This is a genomic window from Synechococcus sp. NB0720_010 (genome assembly GCF_023078835.1).
Lineage (GTDB): Bacteria > Cyanobacteriota > Cyanobacteriia > PCC-6307 > Cyanobiaceae > Vulcanococcus.
The window spans coordinates 453,520-471,025 of sequence record NZ_CP090898.1 but is presented as its reverse complement, the minus strand read 5'-3'; the positions used below and the strand labels follow the sequence as shown (position 1 = coordinate 471,025).

Annotated in this window: 23 protein-coding genes and 1 pseudogene; 6 read left to right on the top strand and 18 right to left on the bottom strand. The window is 65.0% G+C overall.

Annotated elements, in window-relative coordinates; translation table 11 throughout:
• Nucleotide 1: 1 nt before the first annotated feature.
• The 5 genes and pseudogenes from LY254_RS02595 to LY254_RS02575 all read right to left on the bottom strand — a co-directional run bounded on the left by LY254_RS02595 (nucleotide 2) and on the right by LY254_RS02575 (nucleotide 3,846).
• Entirely contained in the window at nucleotides 2–1,615 is a 1,614-nt protein-coding gene (locus LY254_RS02595) for a DUF3685 domain-containing protein (RefSeq protein WP_247478711.1), read from the bottom strand.
• An 80-nt stretch (nucleotides 1,616–1,695) separates the two neighbouring features.
• Entirely contained in the window at nucleotides 1,696–2,055 is a 360-nt protein-coding gene (locus LY254_RS02590; protein ID WP_083797938.1) for a transcriptional repressor, read from the bottom strand.
• A gap of 103 nt (nucleotides 2,056–2,158) precedes the next feature.
• Nucleotides 2,159–2,932: a 1-(5-phosphoribosyl)-5-[(5-phosphoribosylamino)methylideneamino]imidazole-4-carboxamide isomerase gene (gene hisA / locus LY254_RS02585; RefSeq protein WP_029626338.1), complete on the bottom strand. Its 774-nt coding sequence runs from the start codon at nucleotides 2,930–2,932 to the stop codon at nucleotides 2,159–2,161.
• 81 nt (nucleotides 2,933–3,013) lie between these two features.
• Nucleotides 3,014–3,154: pseudogene (locus LY254_RS02580) on the bottom strand (TIGR02450 family Trp-rich protein); the annotation flags it as partial.
• Nucleotides 3,151–3,846 carry a Coq4 family protein gene (locus tag LY254_RS02575; RefSeq protein WP_010317394.1) on the bottom strand — a complete coding sequence of 232 codons (696 nt, stop codon included), beginning with the start codon at nucleotides 3,844–3,846 and terminating at the stop codon, nucleotides 3,151–3,153. The gene LY254_RS02575 and the pseudogene LY254_RS02580, both read right to left, overlap by 4 nt.
• 87 nt (nucleotides 3,847–3,933) lie before the next feature.
• Between LY254_RS02575 and LY254_RS02570 the strand changes: the two genes are divergently transcribed.
• Complete coding sequence (locus LY254_RS02570; protein WP_247478709.1) at nucleotides 3,934–4,854, top strand: NAD-dependent epimerase/dehydratase family protein; 921 nt, start codon at nucleotides 3,934–3,936, stop codon at nucleotides 4,852–4,854.
• On the opposite strand, the gene LY254_RS02565 is transcribed toward LY254_RS02570, so the two are convergent.
• Complete coding sequence (locus tag LY254_RS02565) at nucleotides 4,823–5,359, bottom strand: CDP-alcohol phosphatidyltransferase family protein (protein WP_247478708.1); 537 nt, start codon at nucleotides 5,357–5,359, stop codon at nucleotides 4,823–4,825. The genes LY254_RS02570 and LY254_RS02565 overlap by 32 nt on opposite strands.
• A 76-nt stretch (nucleotides 5,360–5,435) precedes the next feature.
• Here LY254_RS02565 and LY254_RS02560 point away from each other — a divergent pair, with 76 nt between their 5' ends.
• Entirely contained in the window at nucleotides 5,436–5,900 is a 465-nt protein-coding gene (locus LY254_RS02560) for a CBS domain-containing protein (protein WP_010317385.1), read from the top strand.
• A 3-nt stretch (nucleotides 5,901–5,903) separates the two neighbouring features.
• On the opposite strand, the gene LY254_RS02555 is transcribed toward LY254_RS02560, so the two are convergent.
• The 6 genes from LY254_RS02555 to LY254_RS12960 all read right to left on the bottom strand — a co-directional run bounded on the left by LY254_RS02555 (nucleotide 5,904) and on the right by LY254_RS12960 (nucleotide 9,478).
• A complete protein-coding gene (locus LY254_RS02555; protein ID WP_371820495.1) occupies nucleotides 5,904–7,229 on the bottom strand; it encodes a hypothetical protein in 1,326 nt (441 codons plus the stop codon).
• 122 nt (nucleotides 7,230–7,351) lie between these two features.
• The gene (gene pdeM / locus LY254_RS02550) at nucleotides 7,352–8,002 is read right to left on the bottom strand and encodes a ligase-associated DNA damage response endonuclease PdeM (RefSeq protein ID WP_247478706.1); all 651 of its coding nucleotides are present in this window, start codon (nucleotides 8,000–8,002) and stop codon (nucleotides 7,352–7,354) included.
• Nucleotides 7,999–8,577: a glutathione S-transferase family protein gene (locus LY254_RS02545; RefSeq protein WP_010317379.1), complete on the bottom strand. Its 579-nt coding sequence runs from the start codon at nucleotides 8,575–8,577 to the stop codon at nucleotides 7,999–8,001. The genes pdeM and LY254_RS02545 overlap by 4 nt, the downstream gene beginning before the upstream one ends.
• Before the next feature lie 3 nt (nucleotides 8,578–8,580).
• Nucleotides 8,581–9,021, bottom strand: coding sequence for a gamma-glutamylcyclotransferase (locus LY254_RS02540; RefSeq protein ID WP_247478705.1), 441 nt, complete (start codon nucleotides 9,019–9,021; stop codon nucleotides 8,581–8,583).
• Between the two features lie 90 nt (nucleotides 9,022–9,111).
• Nucleotides 9,112–9,282 carry a hypothetical protein gene (locus LY254_RS02535; RefSeq protein ID WP_247478704.1) on the bottom strand — a complete coding sequence of 57 codons (171 nt, stop codon included), beginning with the start codon at nucleotides 9,280–9,282 and terminating at the stop codon, nucleotides 9,112–9,114.
• Nucleotides 9,283–9,349: 67 nt separating this feature from the next.
• A complete protein-coding gene (locus LY254_RS12960) occupies nucleotides 9,350–9,478 on the bottom strand; it encodes a hypothetical protein (protein ID WP_256463395.1) in 129 nt (42 codons plus the stop codon).
• A 106-nt stretch (nucleotides 9,479–9,584) separates the two neighbouring features.
• Between LY254_RS12960 and LY254_RS02530 the strand changes: the two genes are divergently transcribed.
• Nucleotides 9,585–9,785 carry a hypothetical protein gene (locus tag LY254_RS02530; RefSeq protein WP_010317371.1) on the top strand — a complete coding sequence of 67 codons (201 nt, stop codon included), beginning with the start codon at nucleotides 9,585–9,587 and terminating at the stop codon, nucleotides 9,783–9,785.
• On the opposite strand, the gene LY254_RS02525 is transcribed toward LY254_RS02530, so the two are convergent.
• Both LY254_RS02525 and LY254_RS02520 read right to left on the bottom strand, forming a co-directional pair.
• The gene (locus LY254_RS02525; RefSeq protein WP_247478703.1) at nucleotides 9,771–10,253 is read right to left on the bottom strand and encodes a nucleoside 2-deoxyribosyltransferase; all 483 of its coding nucleotides are present in this window, start codon (nucleotides 10,251–10,253) and stop codon (nucleotides 9,771–9,773) included. The two genes, LY254_RS02530 and LY254_RS02525, sit on opposite strands and share 15 nt — an antisense overlap.
• Nucleotides 10,246–10,638 (bottom strand): phosphoribosyltransferase, encoded by a 393-nt coding sequence (locus LY254_RS02520; protein WP_247478701.1) that lies wholly within the window; start codon nucleotides 10,636–10,638, stop codon nucleotides 10,246–10,248. The genes LY254_RS02525 and LY254_RS02520 overlap by 8 nt, the downstream gene beginning before the upstream one ends.
• Before the next feature lie 206 nt (nucleotides 10,639–10,844).
• Here LY254_RS02520 and LY254_RS02515 point away from each other — a divergent pair, with 206 nt between their 5' ends.
• Together LY254_RS02515 and LY254_RS02510 are read left to right on the top strand one after the other, a co-directional pair.
• Complete coding sequence (locus LY254_RS02515; protein WP_247478699.1) at nucleotides 10,845–11,378, top strand: hypothetical protein; 534 nt, start codon at nucleotides 10,845–10,847, stop codon at nucleotides 11,376–11,378.
• Between the two features lie 40 nt (nucleotides 11,379–11,418).
• Complete coding sequence (locus LY254_RS02510; RefSeq protein WP_010317363.1) at nucleotides 11,419–11,769, top strand: DUF1651 domain-containing protein; 351 nt, start codon at nucleotides 11,419–11,421, stop codon at nucleotides 11,767–11,769.
• Here the strand turns inward: LY254_RS02510 and LY254_RS02505 are convergent, their stop codons facing one another.
• Nucleotides 11,770–11,982: a hypothetical protein gene (locus LY254_RS02505; protein ID WP_247478698.1), complete on the bottom strand. Its 213-nt coding sequence runs from the start codon at nucleotides 11,980–11,982 to the stop codon at nucleotides 11,770–11,772.
• Nucleotides 11,983–12,123: 141 nt separating this feature from the next.
• Between LY254_RS02505 and LY254_RS02500 the strand changes: the two genes are divergently transcribed.
• Entirely contained in the window at nucleotides 12,124–12,300 is a 177-nt protein-coding gene (locus LY254_RS02500) for a hypothetical protein (RefSeq protein WP_010317350.1), read from the top strand.
• Between the two features lie 8 nt (nucleotides 12,301–12,308).
• Here LY254_RS02500 and LY254_RS02495 read toward each other — a convergent pair whose 3' ends face one another.
• From LY254_RS02495 to LY254_RS02485, 3 genes are read right to left on the bottom strand one after another with little or no spacing between them, the layout of a single operon-like run.
• A complete protein-coding gene (locus LY254_RS02495; protein WP_247478696.1) occupies nucleotides 12,309–14,804 on the bottom strand; it encodes a ligase-associated DNA damage response DEXH box helicase in 2,496 nt (831 codons plus the stop codon).
• Nucleotides 14,801–16,441, bottom strand: coding sequence for an ATP-dependent DNA ligase (locus tag LY254_RS02490; RefSeq protein ID WP_247478687.1), 1,641 nt, complete (start codon nucleotides 16,439–16,441; stop codon nucleotides 14,801–14,803). Before LY254_RS02490 ends, LY254_RS02495 begins: the two co-directional genes overlap by 4 nt.
• Entirely contained in the window at nucleotides 16,438–17,463 is a 1,026-nt protein-coding gene (locus LY254_RS02485) for a ligase-associated DNA damage response exonuclease (protein ID WP_247478685.1), read from the bottom strand. Before LY254_RS02485 ends, LY254_RS02490 begins: the two co-directional genes overlap by 4 nt.
• Between the last annotated feature and the right edge of the window lie 43 nt (nucleotides 17,464–17,506).

Sequence of the window (17,506 nt, the reverse complement as noted above, 5' to 3'; positions counted from 1 at the left end):
GTCAGGAACCGCGGCCGATGCTGCGGCCCATGCCCTGGAGGATTCCGCGGCCGACCAGGCCAATGGCCCGACCAATGACCTGGGTCAGCACCACCACCACCAGATCCCCGAGTCGCCTGAACAGGGCCTGGACCTGGGGGGCGAGGGCATCGCGACCCTCCAGCACGAGGGTGATCAGTTGCTGGCCCCAGCTGAGCTGCTGCAACTCCCGGTCCCGGGGTTCCATGTGCTCGATTGGAACGATGGCGCCTTGCTTGAGTCCATAGAGCAAGCGGCGGCTTTCGTAGAGCTGGACGGGCCTCTCAAACAGGCTGTCCCAGCGTTGCTGGGAGTTCAGCTGGTTGCGCAGTCGCTCCAGGTTCCGTGTGGGCAGGAGATCACTGCGCAGTAGGTAGCGGCGCAGATCAGGCCAGGTGCTGCAGCTGGCGAGGATTTCTGCGCTGATCAGTTCCGCCGTGCGAATCAGCCAGTTGCTGATCAGTGCCTCCAAGTGGAGCAGCGCCTGGGGTTCATCGGGGGCCAACAGGCGGCCGTCCACCAGGATCGGTTGGGCGCAGACCAGGGCCGCGAGCATCGGCAGGGCAGCCGGGAGTTCTGGATCCACCGCGGTGAGGTCACTGGCCTCACTCAGGCTCTGGGCGACGGGAAGCAGGCCCCCCTCAAGCGGTAGTTGGACGTATTCACCGGCCATGGCCCGCATGGAGAGGCGACGCAATTCCGGTTGCTGCCCTAGCCAACGCTCTTCCAGAGCGACACCGCGCAGCTGCTCGTGGCGGAAGCGGGTGATCAGGAGGTCGAACTGGGCCAGCAGGGCGAGCAGCAGATCGCGGCGGTGGTCTGTGTTCAGTCCCTCCAGGGCCATCAGCTGACCGCTTTGGTTGCTGAGACCGGTGGAGGCGGCCGTGATCAACCGCTCTTGGATGGCCTCCCAGACCCCGATGGCCGTGCGCTCCCGCAGGGTGATGCCAACGACAGCCTGAGGCTCCGGGCGCTGCAGCGGAGCCTCAGACGGGAAGGCCATGCTGATCGGCCCCCAGAGCCAAAGCAGCAGCCGTTTGGCCAGGGCCAGTTCCCGCAGCCGACCCGCCAACAGCAGGGCGTTCAGGCCCACCGGCTGGAGGTCGAGCCAGCGGCGGCAGCGCAGGGCTTCCGCTTCGATTTGAGCCAGGCCACTGCGCAGCAGCCACTGGCCAAGGCCCAGCGCCTCCCGGCTCTGCTCGGGTTGCTCGATCCCGCGCAGCGGCCGCAGTTCCACCACCCGTCCGCCCGTCAGCAGGGTGTCAACTGCGGCGCGGATCTCCTGGGGCTCCGCCTGTTGCAGCAGACCTTCAGCTGGCAACTGCAGCAGCCAGCTGCTGGGTAGGTCGGATTCCGCCGGTAGGAGCAGCAGCAGCGGTGCCGGGTGCCAGCGATCGCGCAGCTGGGCGAGTTCTCGCTCCAGCGTGGCCGCAGGCATGCCAGTACTGATGCTCCAGATCACCAGGGCGATGGCTCCCTTGTCTGGGTCGCTGGCGGATTTGAGCTGGAACGACTCCTCCAGCAACCGCTCCAGGCCCGCCTGAATCAGGGGCTCCGCCAGGATCAGGATCGGAGGTGCGTCCTTCGCCTCGGGCACGGATCAGGGTTGAGCCTTAATGGCACTCAAGTTAACGGGGATTGACGCAGTTTCCAGTGCTGCTCAAGGCTCTGGCGCACTTAGCGCCGCCGTCCGCTGAGATTGAGCGTGTAGCTCTCAATCCGATAGCCGGTTTGCTCTTCAATGCGATCGAGCAGATCGGCGGGTAATTCCACATCCAGATCCTGGATGGCACCGGACTCGAGGCAGGTGATGTGGCTGTGGGGATCGCTGCGGTAGCCGTAGAGCCGTCCATTGGCGCGATCAAGACACTCGATCACCCCTGCGCTTTGGAGCGCTTCAAGGTTTTGGTAGACGGAGGTGTGGCCGATGTTGCGGCCCTTGGCGTTGAGCCGCTCAAAGATGTCGCGGGCACTGAGGTGATCCCGCTCGTCCCAGAGCAGCTCGAGCACCATCCGACGCTGGCGTGAGAGCCGCATTCCCAGGTCTTTGCAGCGGGAATAGGCGAGATCCACCCCGTGGGTCCCGCCGGCCGATGCGTTGTTGGGTGCTGAGGAACCAGCCACGACCCAAAAAGGTCTCTTACACCGTTATAGAACCCGTAGGCGGATTGAGTGCGTCTTGGAGCCGCTCTGGACCGATGGCCTGTAGGGCTTCGGCAAGATCCACCGTGCCGTCATAGAGCGCGCGGCCGACGATGACGCCGCTCACCCCCAGGGGGGCAATGGAGAGCAGCGAGAGGATGTCCTCGAGGGTTCCGATCCCGCCCGAGGCAATCACTGGGATACTGCTGGCCTCGGCCATGGCGCGCAGGGCGTCGATGTTCGGCCCGGCCAAGGTCCCATCGGTGGCGATGTCGGTGCTGATGATCGCGGCGACGCCGCTGCCATCAAAACTCTTGGCCAATTCGGTGGCTTGGACGGTGCTGGTTTCGATCCAGCCACGGGTGGCCACTAGGCCGTCTTTGGCATCGATTCCCACCACGACCTTGCCCGGGTGACGGCTGGCGAGTTCTTTGACCAGCTCAGGCTTTTCGATCGCCACGGTGCCGAGGATCACCCGATCGAGGCCGCACTGCAGCAGTTCCTCGGCCCGCTCGGCACTGCGGACACCGCCGCCCAACTGGACGGGAATCGAGAGGGCTGAGGTGATGGCCTTGACCGCCTGGTCATTGACCGGTTGACCGGTTTTGGCCCCATCGAGATCGACCAGGTGCAGCCGTTGCGCCCCCTGCCGCTGCCAATCGAGGGCCTGCGCCACCGGGTCATCGTTGAAGCGGGTGACCTGGCCGTAATCACCCTGATGCAGCCGAACGCAATGGCCATCCAGCAGGTCGATGGCGGGGATGATCTGCATGGAGGCCGGTCGGCTCAAGGACTGCCAGCCAGGCTGCCAGAGGCCGCGATCCCGCAGTTGCACCAGCGGTACCTCGAGGCGGAACGCCCGATTCAGTACGGCTTCAAGCGCCAGTCGTCGCTCCTTCCCCTTGCCGGACTCCCCGAGAACACGAAAGTGGCGATAGCCCCGCGTCTGACCAAGGACGTTGGCCTGGGCGGTCCACTGCTGCGGCCACTTCATCCCTGGCAGAGCTGCAGGGCCAGGCCGTAGGGGGCGTTGTCTGCAGGATCCTGGATTCCCAGTTCCTGGCGCCACTGGTTGATGGGTTTCTCCCAGCCTTCCTCCCAGCGGGCGATGGCCAGGCACTGGGCCTGGTGAGCGATGGCCGAGCCATGGGCGGCGGCGGCGCTGATGCTTTCGAACTCCTCGAGCTTGAAGCGGAAGTTCGCCAGTTGGCTGGCGCTGGTGAGCAGGACATAGGCGGGAAAGCCGATCTGCGCCGCCGTGATCGCCAGCACCCCTGTCTCCCCTGCCCGTTCGGTGCCAAAGCCGCTGATGACGTGGTGGATGTCGTGGGTGGTCGCAATACGTTGCGTCAGCCATTGGCCGTCGCTCTCGATCGGCCTGGGCCGAAAGAATTCCGGGTCGTAGCCCAGCTGGCGAATCAAGCGGGCGTACTCCCGTCCCAGGCTTCCGGCCGGTAGTGCTTCGAGCGCCTCGATCTGTGGTTGCAGCGGCGGGTAGCGCCCGTCCATCAGTGCGGCCCCTCCGGGAAGTGCGCGGAAGCGCCTGATGCAGTCCTCCATCTGGGGGCTGCCAAGGAAGTTGTCCACCAGATCGGCGATGTTGCTCAGCTCACCGCCACTGCGGCCCACGGCGGCCAGCAACTTGAGGTTGTTGAGGGAGCGCAGAACCTCGTTGAAGCGGCCCATGGCCTTTGCCCGTCAGAACCCTCAGTTTGCAGAGGGCTTCAAGGACGTGCCCAGCGTTTTGAATGGTCAGACCTGTGGGCTGCTGCGATGAAGATCCTGGTGATGGGCGGAACCCGTTTTGTGGGCCGTCCCCTGGTGCAACAGCTTCAGGACGCGGGCCATGCACTCACCCTGTTCACCCGCGGCAAGAACCCGGTTCCCGCTGGCGTCGAGCACCTCTGTGGCGACCGCGGTACGGCTGAGGGCCTATCGGCTCTGGCCGGTCGTCAATTTGATGTGATCGTCGATAGTTCCGGCCGCACCGTGGCGGACAGCCGCTCGGTTGTGGAGGTGACGGGGGCCCCGAGCCATCGCTTCGTCTACGTCAGCTCCGCCGGTGTCTATGCGGACAGTGCCCTCTGGCCCTTGACCGAGAACTCCCCGACCGATCCCCAGAGCCGTCACAGCGGCAAGCTCGACACCGAGGCCTGGCTGACGGCCGAGAAGATCCCCTTCACCAGCTTCCGGCCCACCTACATCGTTGGTGCGGGCAATTACAACCCAGTCGAGAGCTGGTTCTTCGATCGGATCGTCCATGGCCGTCCGGTGCCCCTTCCCGGCGACGGCAGCACGATCACCCAGTTGGGCCATGTCAACGACCTCGCCACGGCGATGGCCCTGAGCATTGGCGTCGATGCCGCAGCAAATCGGATCTACAACTGCTCGAGTGTTCAGGGCATCAGCTTCCGCGGTCTGGTGGAGGCGGCCGCGCGTGCGTGCGGCAAGGATCCGGCCTCCGTTGAGATCCGCAGCTTTGATCCCAGCAGTCTGGACAAAAAGGCCCGCAAGGCCTTCCCCCTGCGGATGGCCCATTTCCTGACCGATATCCATCGGGTCCAGCGCGAGCTGGCCTGGACACCCCAGTACGACGTCGAGCGCTCCCTCGCAGACAGCTACAGCAACGACTACGCCAAGCGGATGCCCACCAGCCCTGATTTCAGCTCCGACGATCAGCTGCTGGCGCTGTGATGTAGCCCCAGGCTGAGCTCAGGGCCAGCGCCAGGGAGGGCCAGAACAACCAGAAACCCAACAACTGGAGCGGGGCTGCTCCCCCACCGGGCCAGAGCAGCAGTAAGAGGGCGGCGAATTGAAGGATGGTTTTGGCCTTGCCTCCCCAGGAGGCAGGTCCTCCGCTCCCTTGCTCAGCGCGCCAGCCGGAGATCAGCAGTTCACGGGCGAGCAGGAGCCAGATCGCCCAGAGCGGCAGGGAGCCTGCAGCGCCAAGCCAGAGCAGGGGGGCCAGGATCAGGATCTTGTCGGTGAGTGGGTCCAGACGGGCCCCCCAGACCGAGCCGCCCCCGGCGCGTCTGGCCAGCCAGCCGTCGGCGGCATCGCTGAGGCCCCCGAGCAGCAGCAACCACCAGGCCAACCAGCCGTTGCCCTGGACCAGCGCCAGGATCAGGGGCAGACCGATGACGGCGCGGGCGATGGTCAGGCCATCGGCAAGCTGCCGGCTAAGGCTGGAGTTCGGCATGGCTTTCCGACCAAGCGTTGCGGTTCATTCTTCCGCCTGACGGAGCGGCCACAATGACGGCATCCGCAGCGCAGTCATGGTCGTTGAACGCCGGGTCTCCGAAGTGATGACCACGCCCATTCGCAGCGTTGGTCGCGAGACGCCCCTCCAGAACGCGGTGCAGGTGATGAGCGATCACCACATCAGTGGTCTGCCCGTCGTGGATGCCGCCGGGGCGCTGGTGGGCGAGCTGACCGAGCAGGACCTGATGGTGCGTGAGAGCGGCTTTGATGCCGGCCCTTACGTGATGCTCCTCGACGCCGTGATCTATCTGCGCAACCCGCTGCAGTGGGACAAGCAGGTGCATCAGGTGCTCGGCAACAGCGTTGGCGAGGTGATGAGCCAGGCCCCCCACACCTGCAGTGGCGACACCCTGCTGCCGGAGGCGGCCCGCTTGCTGCATGAAAAGGGCACGCAGCGGCTGTTTGTGCTCGATGAGCAGCGGCGCCCGGTCGGGGTCTTGACCCGAGGCGATGTCGTGCGGGCGTTGGCCTCGGCCTGATCCCTAGAGCGGCGGCGGCGCCAGCACCGGTGGCAGCGGCCGAGGGGGGAGCAGCGGCGGTGGAGTTGGTGCCCCGAGGGGGAAGTCCCCCGGGGGCATCACTTCAGCAGGCGCGAGGGCATCGGCATCCCCGTTTAAGAACTCCGGTTCCTGGGGCAAGGGCTGCCCATCCAGCAGCACCAGGGGTGGCGGTAGGTCGGGGGCTTCAGGCGTGAGTTCTTTCTCGAGCGTGCTGTTGGCTGCGCTCTCCTGAAGTTCCCTGAGGGCTAGGGGATCGGCCGTGATCGGCGGTTCACGCAGCGGCGCGCGCTTGGCGCTGCCGGGCGGTTTGGCCAGGGGTGCGGGCGACCAGATCAAGCGCGCCACCGGCTCGACCCCCTGTTCCATCAGGCGGTTCAGCCCGGCGAGGGCGCGGTCGGCCAGCTGCGCACCGAAGCTCTGGCCGCATTGCAGCGGGTTGCTGCAATCCCGTTGTCCCAGGCGCGGCGTGAGGCTGGCCAGCAGATTGCCCCGCAGGGGGATGGCGCGGGGGCTCAGTCGCAGCAGGTAGGGGACGTGGACAAAGCTGGTGGCTCCACCGCTGATCCAGTTCGCATCGGCTTCGGTGAATCCTTTGACCCCTGGAATGATCAGGCGGCTTTTGGAGGCGTGATCGGGCAGGTAGGCCGCCTTGAAACCGCGCTGGCGGGCCAGGCTTTTGGTTTGCTCGAGGGTCAGGCCATCGCGGCTCATGAGCACCTCGAGGCGACCATCGCTGCGCAGGCCGATGACCATCCGAATCCGCGGCAGGTAATAGCGGATTTGCTGCCCCATCGAAACGCTGTAGGCGCCGCGGTATTCAGGCGGGGGATCCAGAAGATCGTTGTAGAGGCTGTGCAGTCCACCGATGAAGGTGTCGTACTGAGCGGCCCGCTCGGATGTGAGTTCGCCAAAGCCGAAATCAGCACCGCCGTCGTGGCGAATCCCCACAAAGGCCCGTTGGCGGGCGGCGGTTCGGTTTCGGCCTCTCCAGACCTGATCTCCCAACTTCAGGTCCCCTAGCGGAACCGTGATCTCCCGGCCCAGGCTGTTGACATGCCGCTCGTACATCGGCCCGGAGACGTAGGCCAGGGCGGAGGAGTCGTTGTAGGCGTCCTGCTCCCGGTCCCAGCCCTCGAGCAGATCAATGCGGACCTTGCGCGGGTCGAAGTCGAGGGCGTAGACGTCCTGGTCGGGCAGGTAGCGGAAGGGTTCGGCCTGGCCGCCGACCGCACTCAAGCGTGAGGAACCCGTTCTGGCCGGCTCGCCCTCGGGCAAGGGCGGCGCGATGGCGACAAAAAACGCAAACACACCGGCTGGAAGCCAAAGGGGGATCCAGCGCTTGCGTCGCCAATGGGGGCGCTTCTGTTTCGTCGGTGGCGCTGAAGCGGTGTCCAGATGAAGGGACCAGAGATCAGCAATCTAGGGACCGCTTAGTTCGCGCCCGGCAGTTTCAGAACCCGGTCTTCGGCAATGACCCAGCGCTGCATCTTCAGTGGAGCTGGATGGCCGCCCGTGAGTTCGCCGAAGGCGGGCAGCAGCAGGCGTTGCTGGCTGAAATCCAAGCCAAAACAGGGCAACCGCAGCCGATCAGAGCCTTGTCCGAGGACCGCCACGGGGTGCACGTGGCCGCAGATGTTGAGCAGCTCAGGCTCCGGAGGCGTCTCCGGTTCGTGGCTCAGCCACCAGGCGCCTCGTTGCAGGGATGGTTGGGCCTGCAGCGAGGGAAAGACGGCGCCGCGATCGTGATTCCCTCCGACCAGGACCAGCTCGCACCCCATCAGTTCGGGAAGAGCTGCGAGCTTCTCCTGGAGTTCAGGGGTCAGTCCCAGCTGGCTATGGATCAGGTCCCCGAGGACCAGCACCTGCTGCGGGTGAAGCGAGGCCGTGAGCTCCAGCAGCCGATTGAGATTCCCCTGATCCCCATCGCTGGGCAAGGGGATCCCCTGCGCCTGAAAGCTCTCGGCCTTGCCGAGATGGAGATCGGCCAGCAGCAGGACCTGGAGCTCTGGATCCCAGGCGGCCCGTTGGGGCAGCAACTCCAGGCGGCTATTGCCCCAGGTCAGGGTTTCGTTGGAGCTCAACGCTGGCCCATGACCCGTTGGTAGGCCGCCCGTTGTTGGGTCGCGGCAATCGTGGCTTGAACCTGCGGGTAGGGGCTCAGATCAATCTGTGGGAAGAAGATCGGCAGGTAGGCCAGGTAGGCGTTCACGGCGCAATCGGCGACGCCCCAGTCGCCGCCCATCAGGGGACCGCTAGCGAGCTTGCGATCGAGCACTTCCATCAGCCGGGGGAACTCCCGCTCCCGGTTGGAGGGGACAAACAGGGCCGTGGCCAGGGTGGCGTTGGCAAAGAGCACCCACTGCTGAGCCAGGCCCCGCTCCGCGGCGGTCTGGCATTCGCCCCCAAAACGCTCCGCTAGATAGAGGAGGATTGCGCCACTTTCAAATAGCTGCAGTCGCCCGCCGGGCAGGCTGGGATCCTCATCCACCAGCGCCGGCACCTTGGCGAAGGGGTTGATGGCTGTGAAGGGCTCTTGGCGGTGCTCCCCGGCCTCCATGTCCAGGAGCTGCCAGGTGTAGGGGATTCCCCGTTCTTCCATGTACCAGCGCGGCATGGAGGCGCGGCTGCGGGCGCCGCCGAACAGGGTGAGGGCCATGGATCAGCTGGAAACCGGCCTGAGCGTAGAAGCTGCAGACAGAGGCGTCGGTTGGTTGTGATTTGATCCGCTCCAGCAACCGTTGCTCAGGACTGGAGCGAATCGCACCTGCCGCGGCTTGCCGAGATAGACCCAGGCCTCGCGACCATCGGTCAGGCGGCGCAGCTCCCGCCGGTAGAGCCGGGGTGCTCCCTCGAATCGATCCAGCGCCTGCAGTTCCTGGGCCGTGATGCTGTAGAGCTCACCGCTGATGGGGCGACTGGCCTGGGGATTGCAGATCGCCATCGGGAAGGGCCCAAGGTTGTAGAGCTCCAGACCACTGAGGAGCGCCGTTCCTTCGAACGCGGCATCGCCCAGAAGGCCATGGGAGCGCTCGCCACGCTTCAGCGTCCCGTAGACGAACACCAGGCCGACATAATCAGGAGCCCCGTTGGTCCCACCCATGACGATTGCGTTGCTGATTGCCTTGGCTGGCTCCTTGGGTGCGATGGCTTTAATCGTGCGTCGTCTCGAGAAGTCCTGATCGGACGCCCCCTAGATCGCCCAGAACTCAGGGTCACACTTCCGCTGCCGAGGCACCAACTTCAGGTCGTGATCAGGGAAGAGGTCGCGGCTGAGATGCCAAGCCTGCTCTTGGGTCTCTGCCTGCAGTGGAACCCTCAGGATGCGCTGGGGGAGCGTGACGTTCAGCTCGTAAAAGAACATTGGGCGCCACCGTCTCTATTCAGGCGGTAGCTAGGGATTTCGCGGGTGGACTCAAACCCAAAAGTTCTTATCCGAAAGCATTGCTGAAGACGGCTTGAAAATTCGCGTGTCCGTGGATCAACAGGGCCGCTGAGAGGGGCACCACGGCGAGGACCAGGGCCAAAAACAGAGCCGAGAGGGGTCGGTGGTTGTTCATGGGCCGCATTGTCGCGCTCTGTTTGGGTGAGCTGACGCGTGCCGAAAAAGCTGTTCGCTTTTTTGGTCTTTCGCTTAGGAGGGCATGCCTGGATTGAACGGTGCTGATGGATGGGCTGGCTCGGGAGCGACTGGGACGCATCAACCCCAATGTCCTCGCCGATCTGTTGAAGCTCACCCCTGAACAGCGGCGTCAGATGGTTCAGCAGCTGAGCGGACTCGAGGCCAACGGGACGATCCCCGTCGAGGTGGCGATGCGTGCCGCCCAAAGGGCCAAAGACGCTGGCGCTTCCTCAGATCTCGCCTGACGCCCAGCCCCTGAGCCATTGCATGAGCGCTTTACTCGGGGCCTTGAGCTCCTCGATCGATCCATAGAGCCAGTCCTGCCAGCCTTCCTGGGGCAAGCCGCTGAAGGCCATCAGATTCAGGGGATAGTCCTCGGAGTCGCTGCAGCGCCGGAAGTCATCGCGGTAAAGAAAAACAGGTTTCCCGAGGGCAATCGCGGCACCGAGTTCCAGCATCACGCCTTCATCGGGAGGCGTGCCGTTGACGATGGCGAGGAGGGCGTCGGCATCACGCACGTCCTGCAGATCCGCCTGGGCGACGCGCCAGGCCCAGCCCGGCTGCGCGAGATCCACCTGACCATTTCGCGTGAACGGCTCCCAGACCTCGATCCCTAGCTGCTCAAGGGCCTCGACAAAGTCAGGCAGCAAGCGCGAGCGCCAATGGGCCGAGAAGCCGTAGGGCGAGGCCAGATAGAGGGTTGGTTTAGCCATGGGAGCGTGAGGCGCGGTACTGCTGTTCATCGGCTCTGGCTGCTGCTGCGTTCTCCCAGGGGAAGAGCACCCATTCGCTCGAGTCGTTCACCTCGAGGGCGCTCCACCACTGCGGTTCCACCTTGCTGATCCAGACCAAGGTGGTGATGTCCGTGCGGCTTCGGAAGGGCTCAACAGTGCGCCCGGTTTCATAGATGTCGTCGACCACCAGGCAACCCGCCTCTGGCTGATCCAGTAGCGGTAGGCCCAGGCGATGGCTCAGGCAGACCGCCAGGACCAGTCCACCGCGCGGAACCCCGTAGACCCCCGTCCAAGACGACGACTCAAACTTCTCCAGCGTGGCGTCTAGGGCCCGGTCAAGGTCAGCCCAGCTGAGGGTGCGCATGCGGCTGTGTCTGGTCCCCTGAGCATGAGCCATAGCCCACTGAGATGGGCTGCGGCACGGCCAATCGAGAGAACGGCCAGGCCGATGCAGAGGGGGCAGTGCGTGAGGCTCATCCGCTCAGCTTGCAGGGTTTGCGACCGTCGGTTCTGATTCCCGCTGAATCTTCATGCCAGCCGCTACAAGGGAAGGACGATGGATGGGGCCCGATGCGCCTGCTGCTGTTGTTGGCGCTGCTCCTGGTGGGGTGCCAGAGCGGAGATGACGGTTCTGATCTGGTGGTGAAGACCAGCTCCGGTCAACGGCTGTTGGTGGAGGAGGCCAGCGTTCAACTGGAGGACCGACGCATTGCGCAGCGGGTGAATCTCGAGTCGTTAAAGGCCGAGATCGCCTGGGCCAAGAAAAACGTCGACTTCAATGAACGCGACGGCATCCCCGTTGACTTCTGGCAGAAGGACCTGGAGGGGGACCAGGCGCGTCTGGCTGCCGCTGAGGCACTGATCCAGAGCGAGAAGGAGCACGGCGTGCTCTACCGCGTGGCCCGCTTCGCTCCAATCGTGGAGGGTCCCAACGGGGCGCGTCGGACACTCCCGGTGGTGACGGCCTATTGCGTGCGCGACTCGATCCCTGGGGTGGCCGAGAACCTGGCGCAGTTCAAGATCAGCCAAGGACAACTGAACTCCCAGGACCCCCGAGAGGTGCTGGTGGCCAAGATCTGCCGCCGCTGGACGACGACGCCATAAAAAAGACCCCCGATTCAAGGGGGCCTGTTCTCTTCTCTGCGTGGGGGCATCGAAGCGTCACGCCCAGAGCTGCACCATCGGTGAGAACACCTACTCTCGATCGCCGCGGGACTTTGTCGTGACGGTGGCGGCCCAGGAGAAACGCGAGCAGAAGCGTCAGGGCAGGGCCGGTTCAGGTTGGTTGCGCTCGGCCTGCGGCAGCAAGGTGGTTCGGATCACCACGATCGACCCGACGGCCCACGCCCAGTGGTGTGAGGTGGTCAATGCCGACTTGGCCAGCGATGGCCAGATCCAGGCGTTTCACAACAGCCGAATGCTCCGCTACAACGCGGTGCGCCTCTGGCAGAACCTGCTGCGACAGGGATGGACTCAGGTGCCAGCCCAGTGGTGATCAGGCCGGGACGAAGCGCTGTTTGAGCCCCTTCCACCAACGCACCAGCAGCGACCACCACTGGCCAAACCCGCTCTGGGCGGCCGAAGGGCGGGCCATGGCGGCGGCGCAGGGCCTGGGGCTCAGTGGTTCAAAGCCATCGCAAGAGGAGAGGGCCTCGGCTTGGATCTGCTGCTCAAGGGTGTGCCGAGCGGCTGATCGATTGCGTGACACCGACATGCGCACCTTTGTGAACCAGCCTTGTTATTGCGCCATCCCAGCCCTGGGGCAATGAGTTCTGATGCTCATCCTGCTCCGGCTGTGTCAGGCCCGGCTGCCGTTGCTAGAGCCAGAGAGGGACGTTTTTTCAGGGGAATGGTGCGAAAGCGGGCGATTGGCGATGGCCAGCTGCGGGATTTGGAGCAGCACTACATCCAGGCGATCTATCGCTACAACGAGGCCCTGGATCAGAGCCCCCATTGCGCCTCGAAGGCACGCCGGGAGATGGTTCGCCTTGAAGTGGAAGTCCGCAGACTGCGCTACGGCTACTGAGTTCCTCTTCAGCGCTCCGCTTTGGTGGCCTCTGCGATCAAGCGCTGAACCCGATCCAGCACGGACTCGTTGCTGAGTCGATTGTTCAGGCGCTCCACCAGGAGGGGAAAGGCCAGTGGCCCCGGGCGTTGGGTGCGCTCCATCAGCCATTCACTGGAGGCCATTCGCTCCAGGGCCGCGCGCAAGCGTTGGGTCTCGAGTTGCTCCTCCAGCACCTCACGGCGGGCCTGCTCCAGCAGCAGGTGATCCGGCTCGTGTTTTTGAAAGACGTCAAAGAGCAGGGCGGCACTGATCTGCAGTTGTCCTCCCGTTTTGTTCTGTCCGGGCATGGCCTGGGTGACCAGGCCGCTGACCTGGGCAATGGAGCGAAAGCGGCGGCGGCAGAGCTCTGAGAAGTTCAGGGCCTGCTCCAGGTCGTCGTCCAGGTTGGCGACGTCGAGCAGCTCATCGCCATGGAGCTCAATCAGCTCGTCAAAGGGGTAGCGCTTGGGGGCAAGTAGCTCAAAGCCGTAGTCGTTGATCGAGACCGTGACCGTGCTGGGGCGATAACGGGCCAGGCGCCAGGCCCAGAGAAAACCAATGCCTTCATGGACAAAGCGCCCTTCGAAGGGGAAGACGAAGAGATGGCTGCCCTCACGGCTCGAGCACACCTCAAGCAGGATCTGCTCCCGCCTGGGAATCCGTGAGAGATCAGCCTGGCGCCGCAGCAGTGGTTCCAGCGCCCGTAATTCCGGTGTGTCGAGCTCCACTTCATCGCTCAGGCCCTGGGCACAACGATCGACCTCCTCCCGCAGGTGTTCGCTCAGCAGATCAGAGAGGGCCATCTGTCCTCCGGCCCAGGCTGGAACCGTGGAGCTCTTGCGGCTGGTGGCCTTGACCTGAGCAGTCATCTCACGCAGGCGCACGAACTCGAGTTGCCGCCCGGCAAAGAAGAAGACATCGCCCGGTTTCAGCCGTCCGATGAAGGCCTCTTCCACATGGCCGATGACAGCGCCCCGTACAAACCGCACTGTGACGGAGCGATCCGCGGTGATCGTGCCGATGTTGAAGCGGTGATGGCGGGCGATGGTCTTGTCGAGCACCCGGTAGCGGTAGGGCTGGCCCGCTTCTGCCGGCTCATCGCTGCCTGGCCTGCAGCGCACCAACTTGCGGTAGCGGGGGTAGGCCCCAAGGCATTGGCCGCCGTGCTCGAGAAAGTCCAGGCACCACTGCCACTGAGCGTCACTGATGTTGCGGAAACTCCAGCTGCTGCGAACGGTCGCGAGTTCTTGCTCGGGCTCAAACCCCGGGCCGCAGGCCCGGCTGACCAGATGCTGAAGCAGGACATCGAGGGGGAGTTCCGGTGGTTTGCGGTGTTCCACCAAGCCACTGGCCAGGCCCCTGCGCATGGCACTGACCTCCAGCAGCTCCAAGGCGTTGGTGGGCATGAACAGCACCTGCGACGTCCCACCGGGGCAGTGGGCGCTGCGCCCGGCCCGCTGCAGTAGCCGCGCCAGATTTTTGGCACTGCCGATCTGCACCACCCGCTCCACCGGCTGGAAGTCCACCCCCAGGTCCAGGGAGCTGGTGCAGACCACCCAGCGCAGATCCCCCGCCTTGACGGCCGCTTCGATGGCCTCCCGTTCCGTGCGATCAATCGCGCTGTGGTGCAGGGCCAGGGCGTCCTCCATCTCCGGGCAGGCGAAGCGCAGGCACTGGTGCCAGCGCTCGGCCTGGTTGCGGGTGTTGGTGAAGAGCAGCGTGCTGATGGCGGGATCGAGTCCCGCAATTAACTCCTCGTACATCCGCAGTCCGAGGTGGCCCCCCCAGGGGAATCCGTCGATCTGCTCGGGCAAGAGGCTGCGGATGGCGGTCTCCCGCTGCAGTTGCGCCGAGACGATCAGGGGCTTGCTGCCCCTTGCCCCGAGGGCTGCCTGGGCGGCCTCCTCCAGGTTGCCGATCGTCGCGCTGATCGCCCAGGTGCGCAGTTTGGGCCGTTGTTGCCGCAGCCAACTCAGGCAGAGCTCACACTGGCTGCCCCGTTTACTGCCCATCAGCTCATGCCACTCGTCAATGACGACGGCCTGAAGCCCCTCGAATAACGCCGGTGCCTTGGGGTTGGCCAACAGCACACTCAGCGATTCCGGGGTGGTGATCAGGATTTGCGGTGGGGTGCGCAGCTGCTTGCTGCGCTCATAGGTCGCCGTGTCGCCATTGCGGATTCCGACACGAATCGGCCAGCCCATGGCCTCAATCGGTTGCTCAATCGCTAGCGCCAGATCCCGCGAGAGGGCCCGCAGGGGCGTGATCACCAGCAGTCGCAGGCCCTTGCCTTGGCCTGGCTCCTGGAGCATCTCGGCGATGGGCCCCATCACGGCGGCGTAGGTCTTGCCTGAGCCGGTCGGCACCTGCAGCAATCCGCTCTGGCCCTGGAGGTAGGCGTTCCAGACCTCCTTTTGAAAGGCCATGGGTGACCAGCCTTGCTCCTGGAACCAGGCTTCGATCGGCTGAAGCGCGCTGGTCATCGCCCCTCCATCAAGGCCAGGGCACTGGCGACGCTGTCGGCCTCAGAGGCGGGTTTGTCTTGGCGCCAGCGACTGATGCGCGGGAAGCGAACCGCCAGGCCGCACTTGTGACGTTGGGAGGGTTGCAGACCTTCGAAGGCCAGCTCGAAGACCAGGGTCGGCTCGACCGCTCGAACCGGACCAAAACGCTCGGTGGTGTGGGCCCGGATCCAGCGATCCACTTGCCGAATCTCGCCATCGTCGAGGCCCGAGTAGGCCTTGGCGAAGGTCACCAACTCGCCCTCGTCATTCCACAGCCCAAAGCTGTAATCGGTGTAGAGGTTCGCTCGCCGACCACTCCCGGATTGGGCGTAGAGCAGGACGGCATCGAGGTGGAAGGGCTCGAGCTTGTGTTTCCACCAGTGCCCGCGCTTGCGACCCACGAGGTAGGGGGAGGGTTTTGCCTTGAGCATCAGCCCTTCGGCCCCTTTCTCCCGCGCTTGCTCCCGCAGGGGCTCGAGCTCGCTCCAACCCTTGAGGGCAGGGGTCTCGGAGAGGCGTAAGCGTGACCGCTCCTCGCCGTGTGCTCGGGCGTCGCTCCAGCGTTGAACCAGCGTTTCCAACTGCTCACGGCGCTCCTGCAGCGGCCCTTGCCGTAGATCACATCCCTCCAGCTCCAGGAGGTCGTAGGCCATGAAGGCCGCTGGGCACTGCTTTTGCAGGGTCCGGCTCGGGGCCTTACGTCCGAGGCGCCGCTGCAGGGTGGCAAAGGGTTCTGGGGCTGGGGCCTCGGCCTGCCAGATCAAGACCTCCCCATCGAGCACCGTTCCCTGCGGCAAGGTCTCAGCGAGGCTGATGAGCTCCGGAAAGGCCTCATTGATCAGGTCCTCGCCGCGGCTCCAGAGACTGCAACCGCCACTGCGGTGGATCAGCTGACCGCGGATGCCGTCCCACTTCCACTCGAGTTGCCACTGGTCCGCAGGGGTCTGCTGGATCTGCTCGAGTTCGATTGGGCTGGCGAGGAAAAACGGATAGGGCCTCGCCGCCAGGGCATCGCCATCGCTAGCGGCTGCGGTCAGCGCGGTGAAGCTCTCAGCCGAGGGTGTGAACCCGCCCATTAGGCGATGGGCGATGAGGGCTTCATCGAGATCGGCGCTGCGGGCGACGCCGCGGGTCACCAGCCCGGTGGAGACCCCGACGCGGAAACCACCACTGAGCAACTTGTTGATCAACAGGAGCTCGCTGTTGGGCAGGGTTTGCCAGCAGCGAATCACCGCGGCCTCCTGCTCCTCCCCCTCCGCTGCAGCCAGTTTCGGGAGGACCTGCTCCATCCAGTCCCCCAGGCTTCTCTCTGGGCCCTGCCTTGGTGGATCCGTTTGGTGTTGGCCCCACAGCAGGGAGACCGTTTCGGCCGAATCCCCCACCTGGTTGCTGCAGGCTTCGAACAGCCAATCCGGCAGCGCCAGGGCCTTCAGGCAGATTTCGCGCAGGCGCCGGCCGGTGATCAAGCGCTTGCGGCGCTTGCCCAAGAGCAGGGCCAGGGCCCAGGCCCCATCAGCCGGAGGAGCCGAGCGGAAATAGGTCTCCAGGGCCTCCAGCTTGGCTGTGGTGCTGCTGGTGCCATCGAGTTCAGCGAAGAGTGCGGAGAAGGCCTTCATGGCGTCTCCTCCTCATCGAAGCGTTCGGCTTCAAAGGCCCCCTCGAGGGGTTCAGCGCTGATGCCCTCCACCTCCTTGAGGTAGCGCGAGAGAACGGCGCTCTGGCCATGGGTCACATAGACCTGCTGGGCTTGGCTCTCCTGAACGGTTCGCACCAATCCGGACCAGTCGGCGTGATCGCTCATCACGAAACCGCGGCCATAGCCCCGCCGGCGCCGTGCTCCCCGTACGGCCATCCAGCCGCTCACAAAGCCGTTCTGGGCCTTCGCCAAGCGACTCAGCCCACGGCTGCGGTGGGCCGCCGGCGGCGCAATCACCAGGCGTCCCGCGAGGGATTCATCCTTGGGCAACTGGGAGAGAGCCATCGTCGGTGGCATGGCAACCCCCGCCTCGCGGTAGGGCGCCATCAGTCGATCGACGGCGCCATGGAGCAGCACCGTCTCCTCGATGCCGAGTCGATGCAGCTCGGCGAGCACCCGCTGTGCCTTCCCAAAGGCGTAGCAAAAGAGCACCGAAGGCCTGTCCGGCGCGCCGCGCCACCAGTTGACGATTTCACGGGCTACCTCCGCCCCGCTTTGCCAGCGGTAGATGGGAAGGCCAAAGGTGGCTTCGCTGATGAAGACGTCGGCCTGTACGGGCTCAAAGGGTTCGCAGCTGGGGTCGGCGCAGCGCTTGTAGTCGCCGCTGACCAGCCAGCTCTCTCCGCCGGCTTCCAGTCGGATTTGGGCACTGCCGAGGACATGTCCGGCCGAGTGAAAGGAGACCCGAGCGTCGCCAATGCGGTTCAGGTCCCCGTAGCCCACCGGTAACAGATTGATCTCGGCCCCCAGCCGCTCCCGCAGGACCCCCTCACTGCAGGCCACGGCCCAGTACTCCCCACATCCCGGCCGGGCGTGGTCGGCATGGGCATGGGTGATGAGGGCCCTGGGGACTGGCCGCCAGGGATCGATCCAGGCACCAGCTGCCGCGCAGTACAGCCCTTCTCGGGTGAGCTGCAGCAGGCCGCCTGGGGCGAGGGGCATGGGCGCTGGCGGGCGTCATCGGCCTGAATCATGACCACCCAGC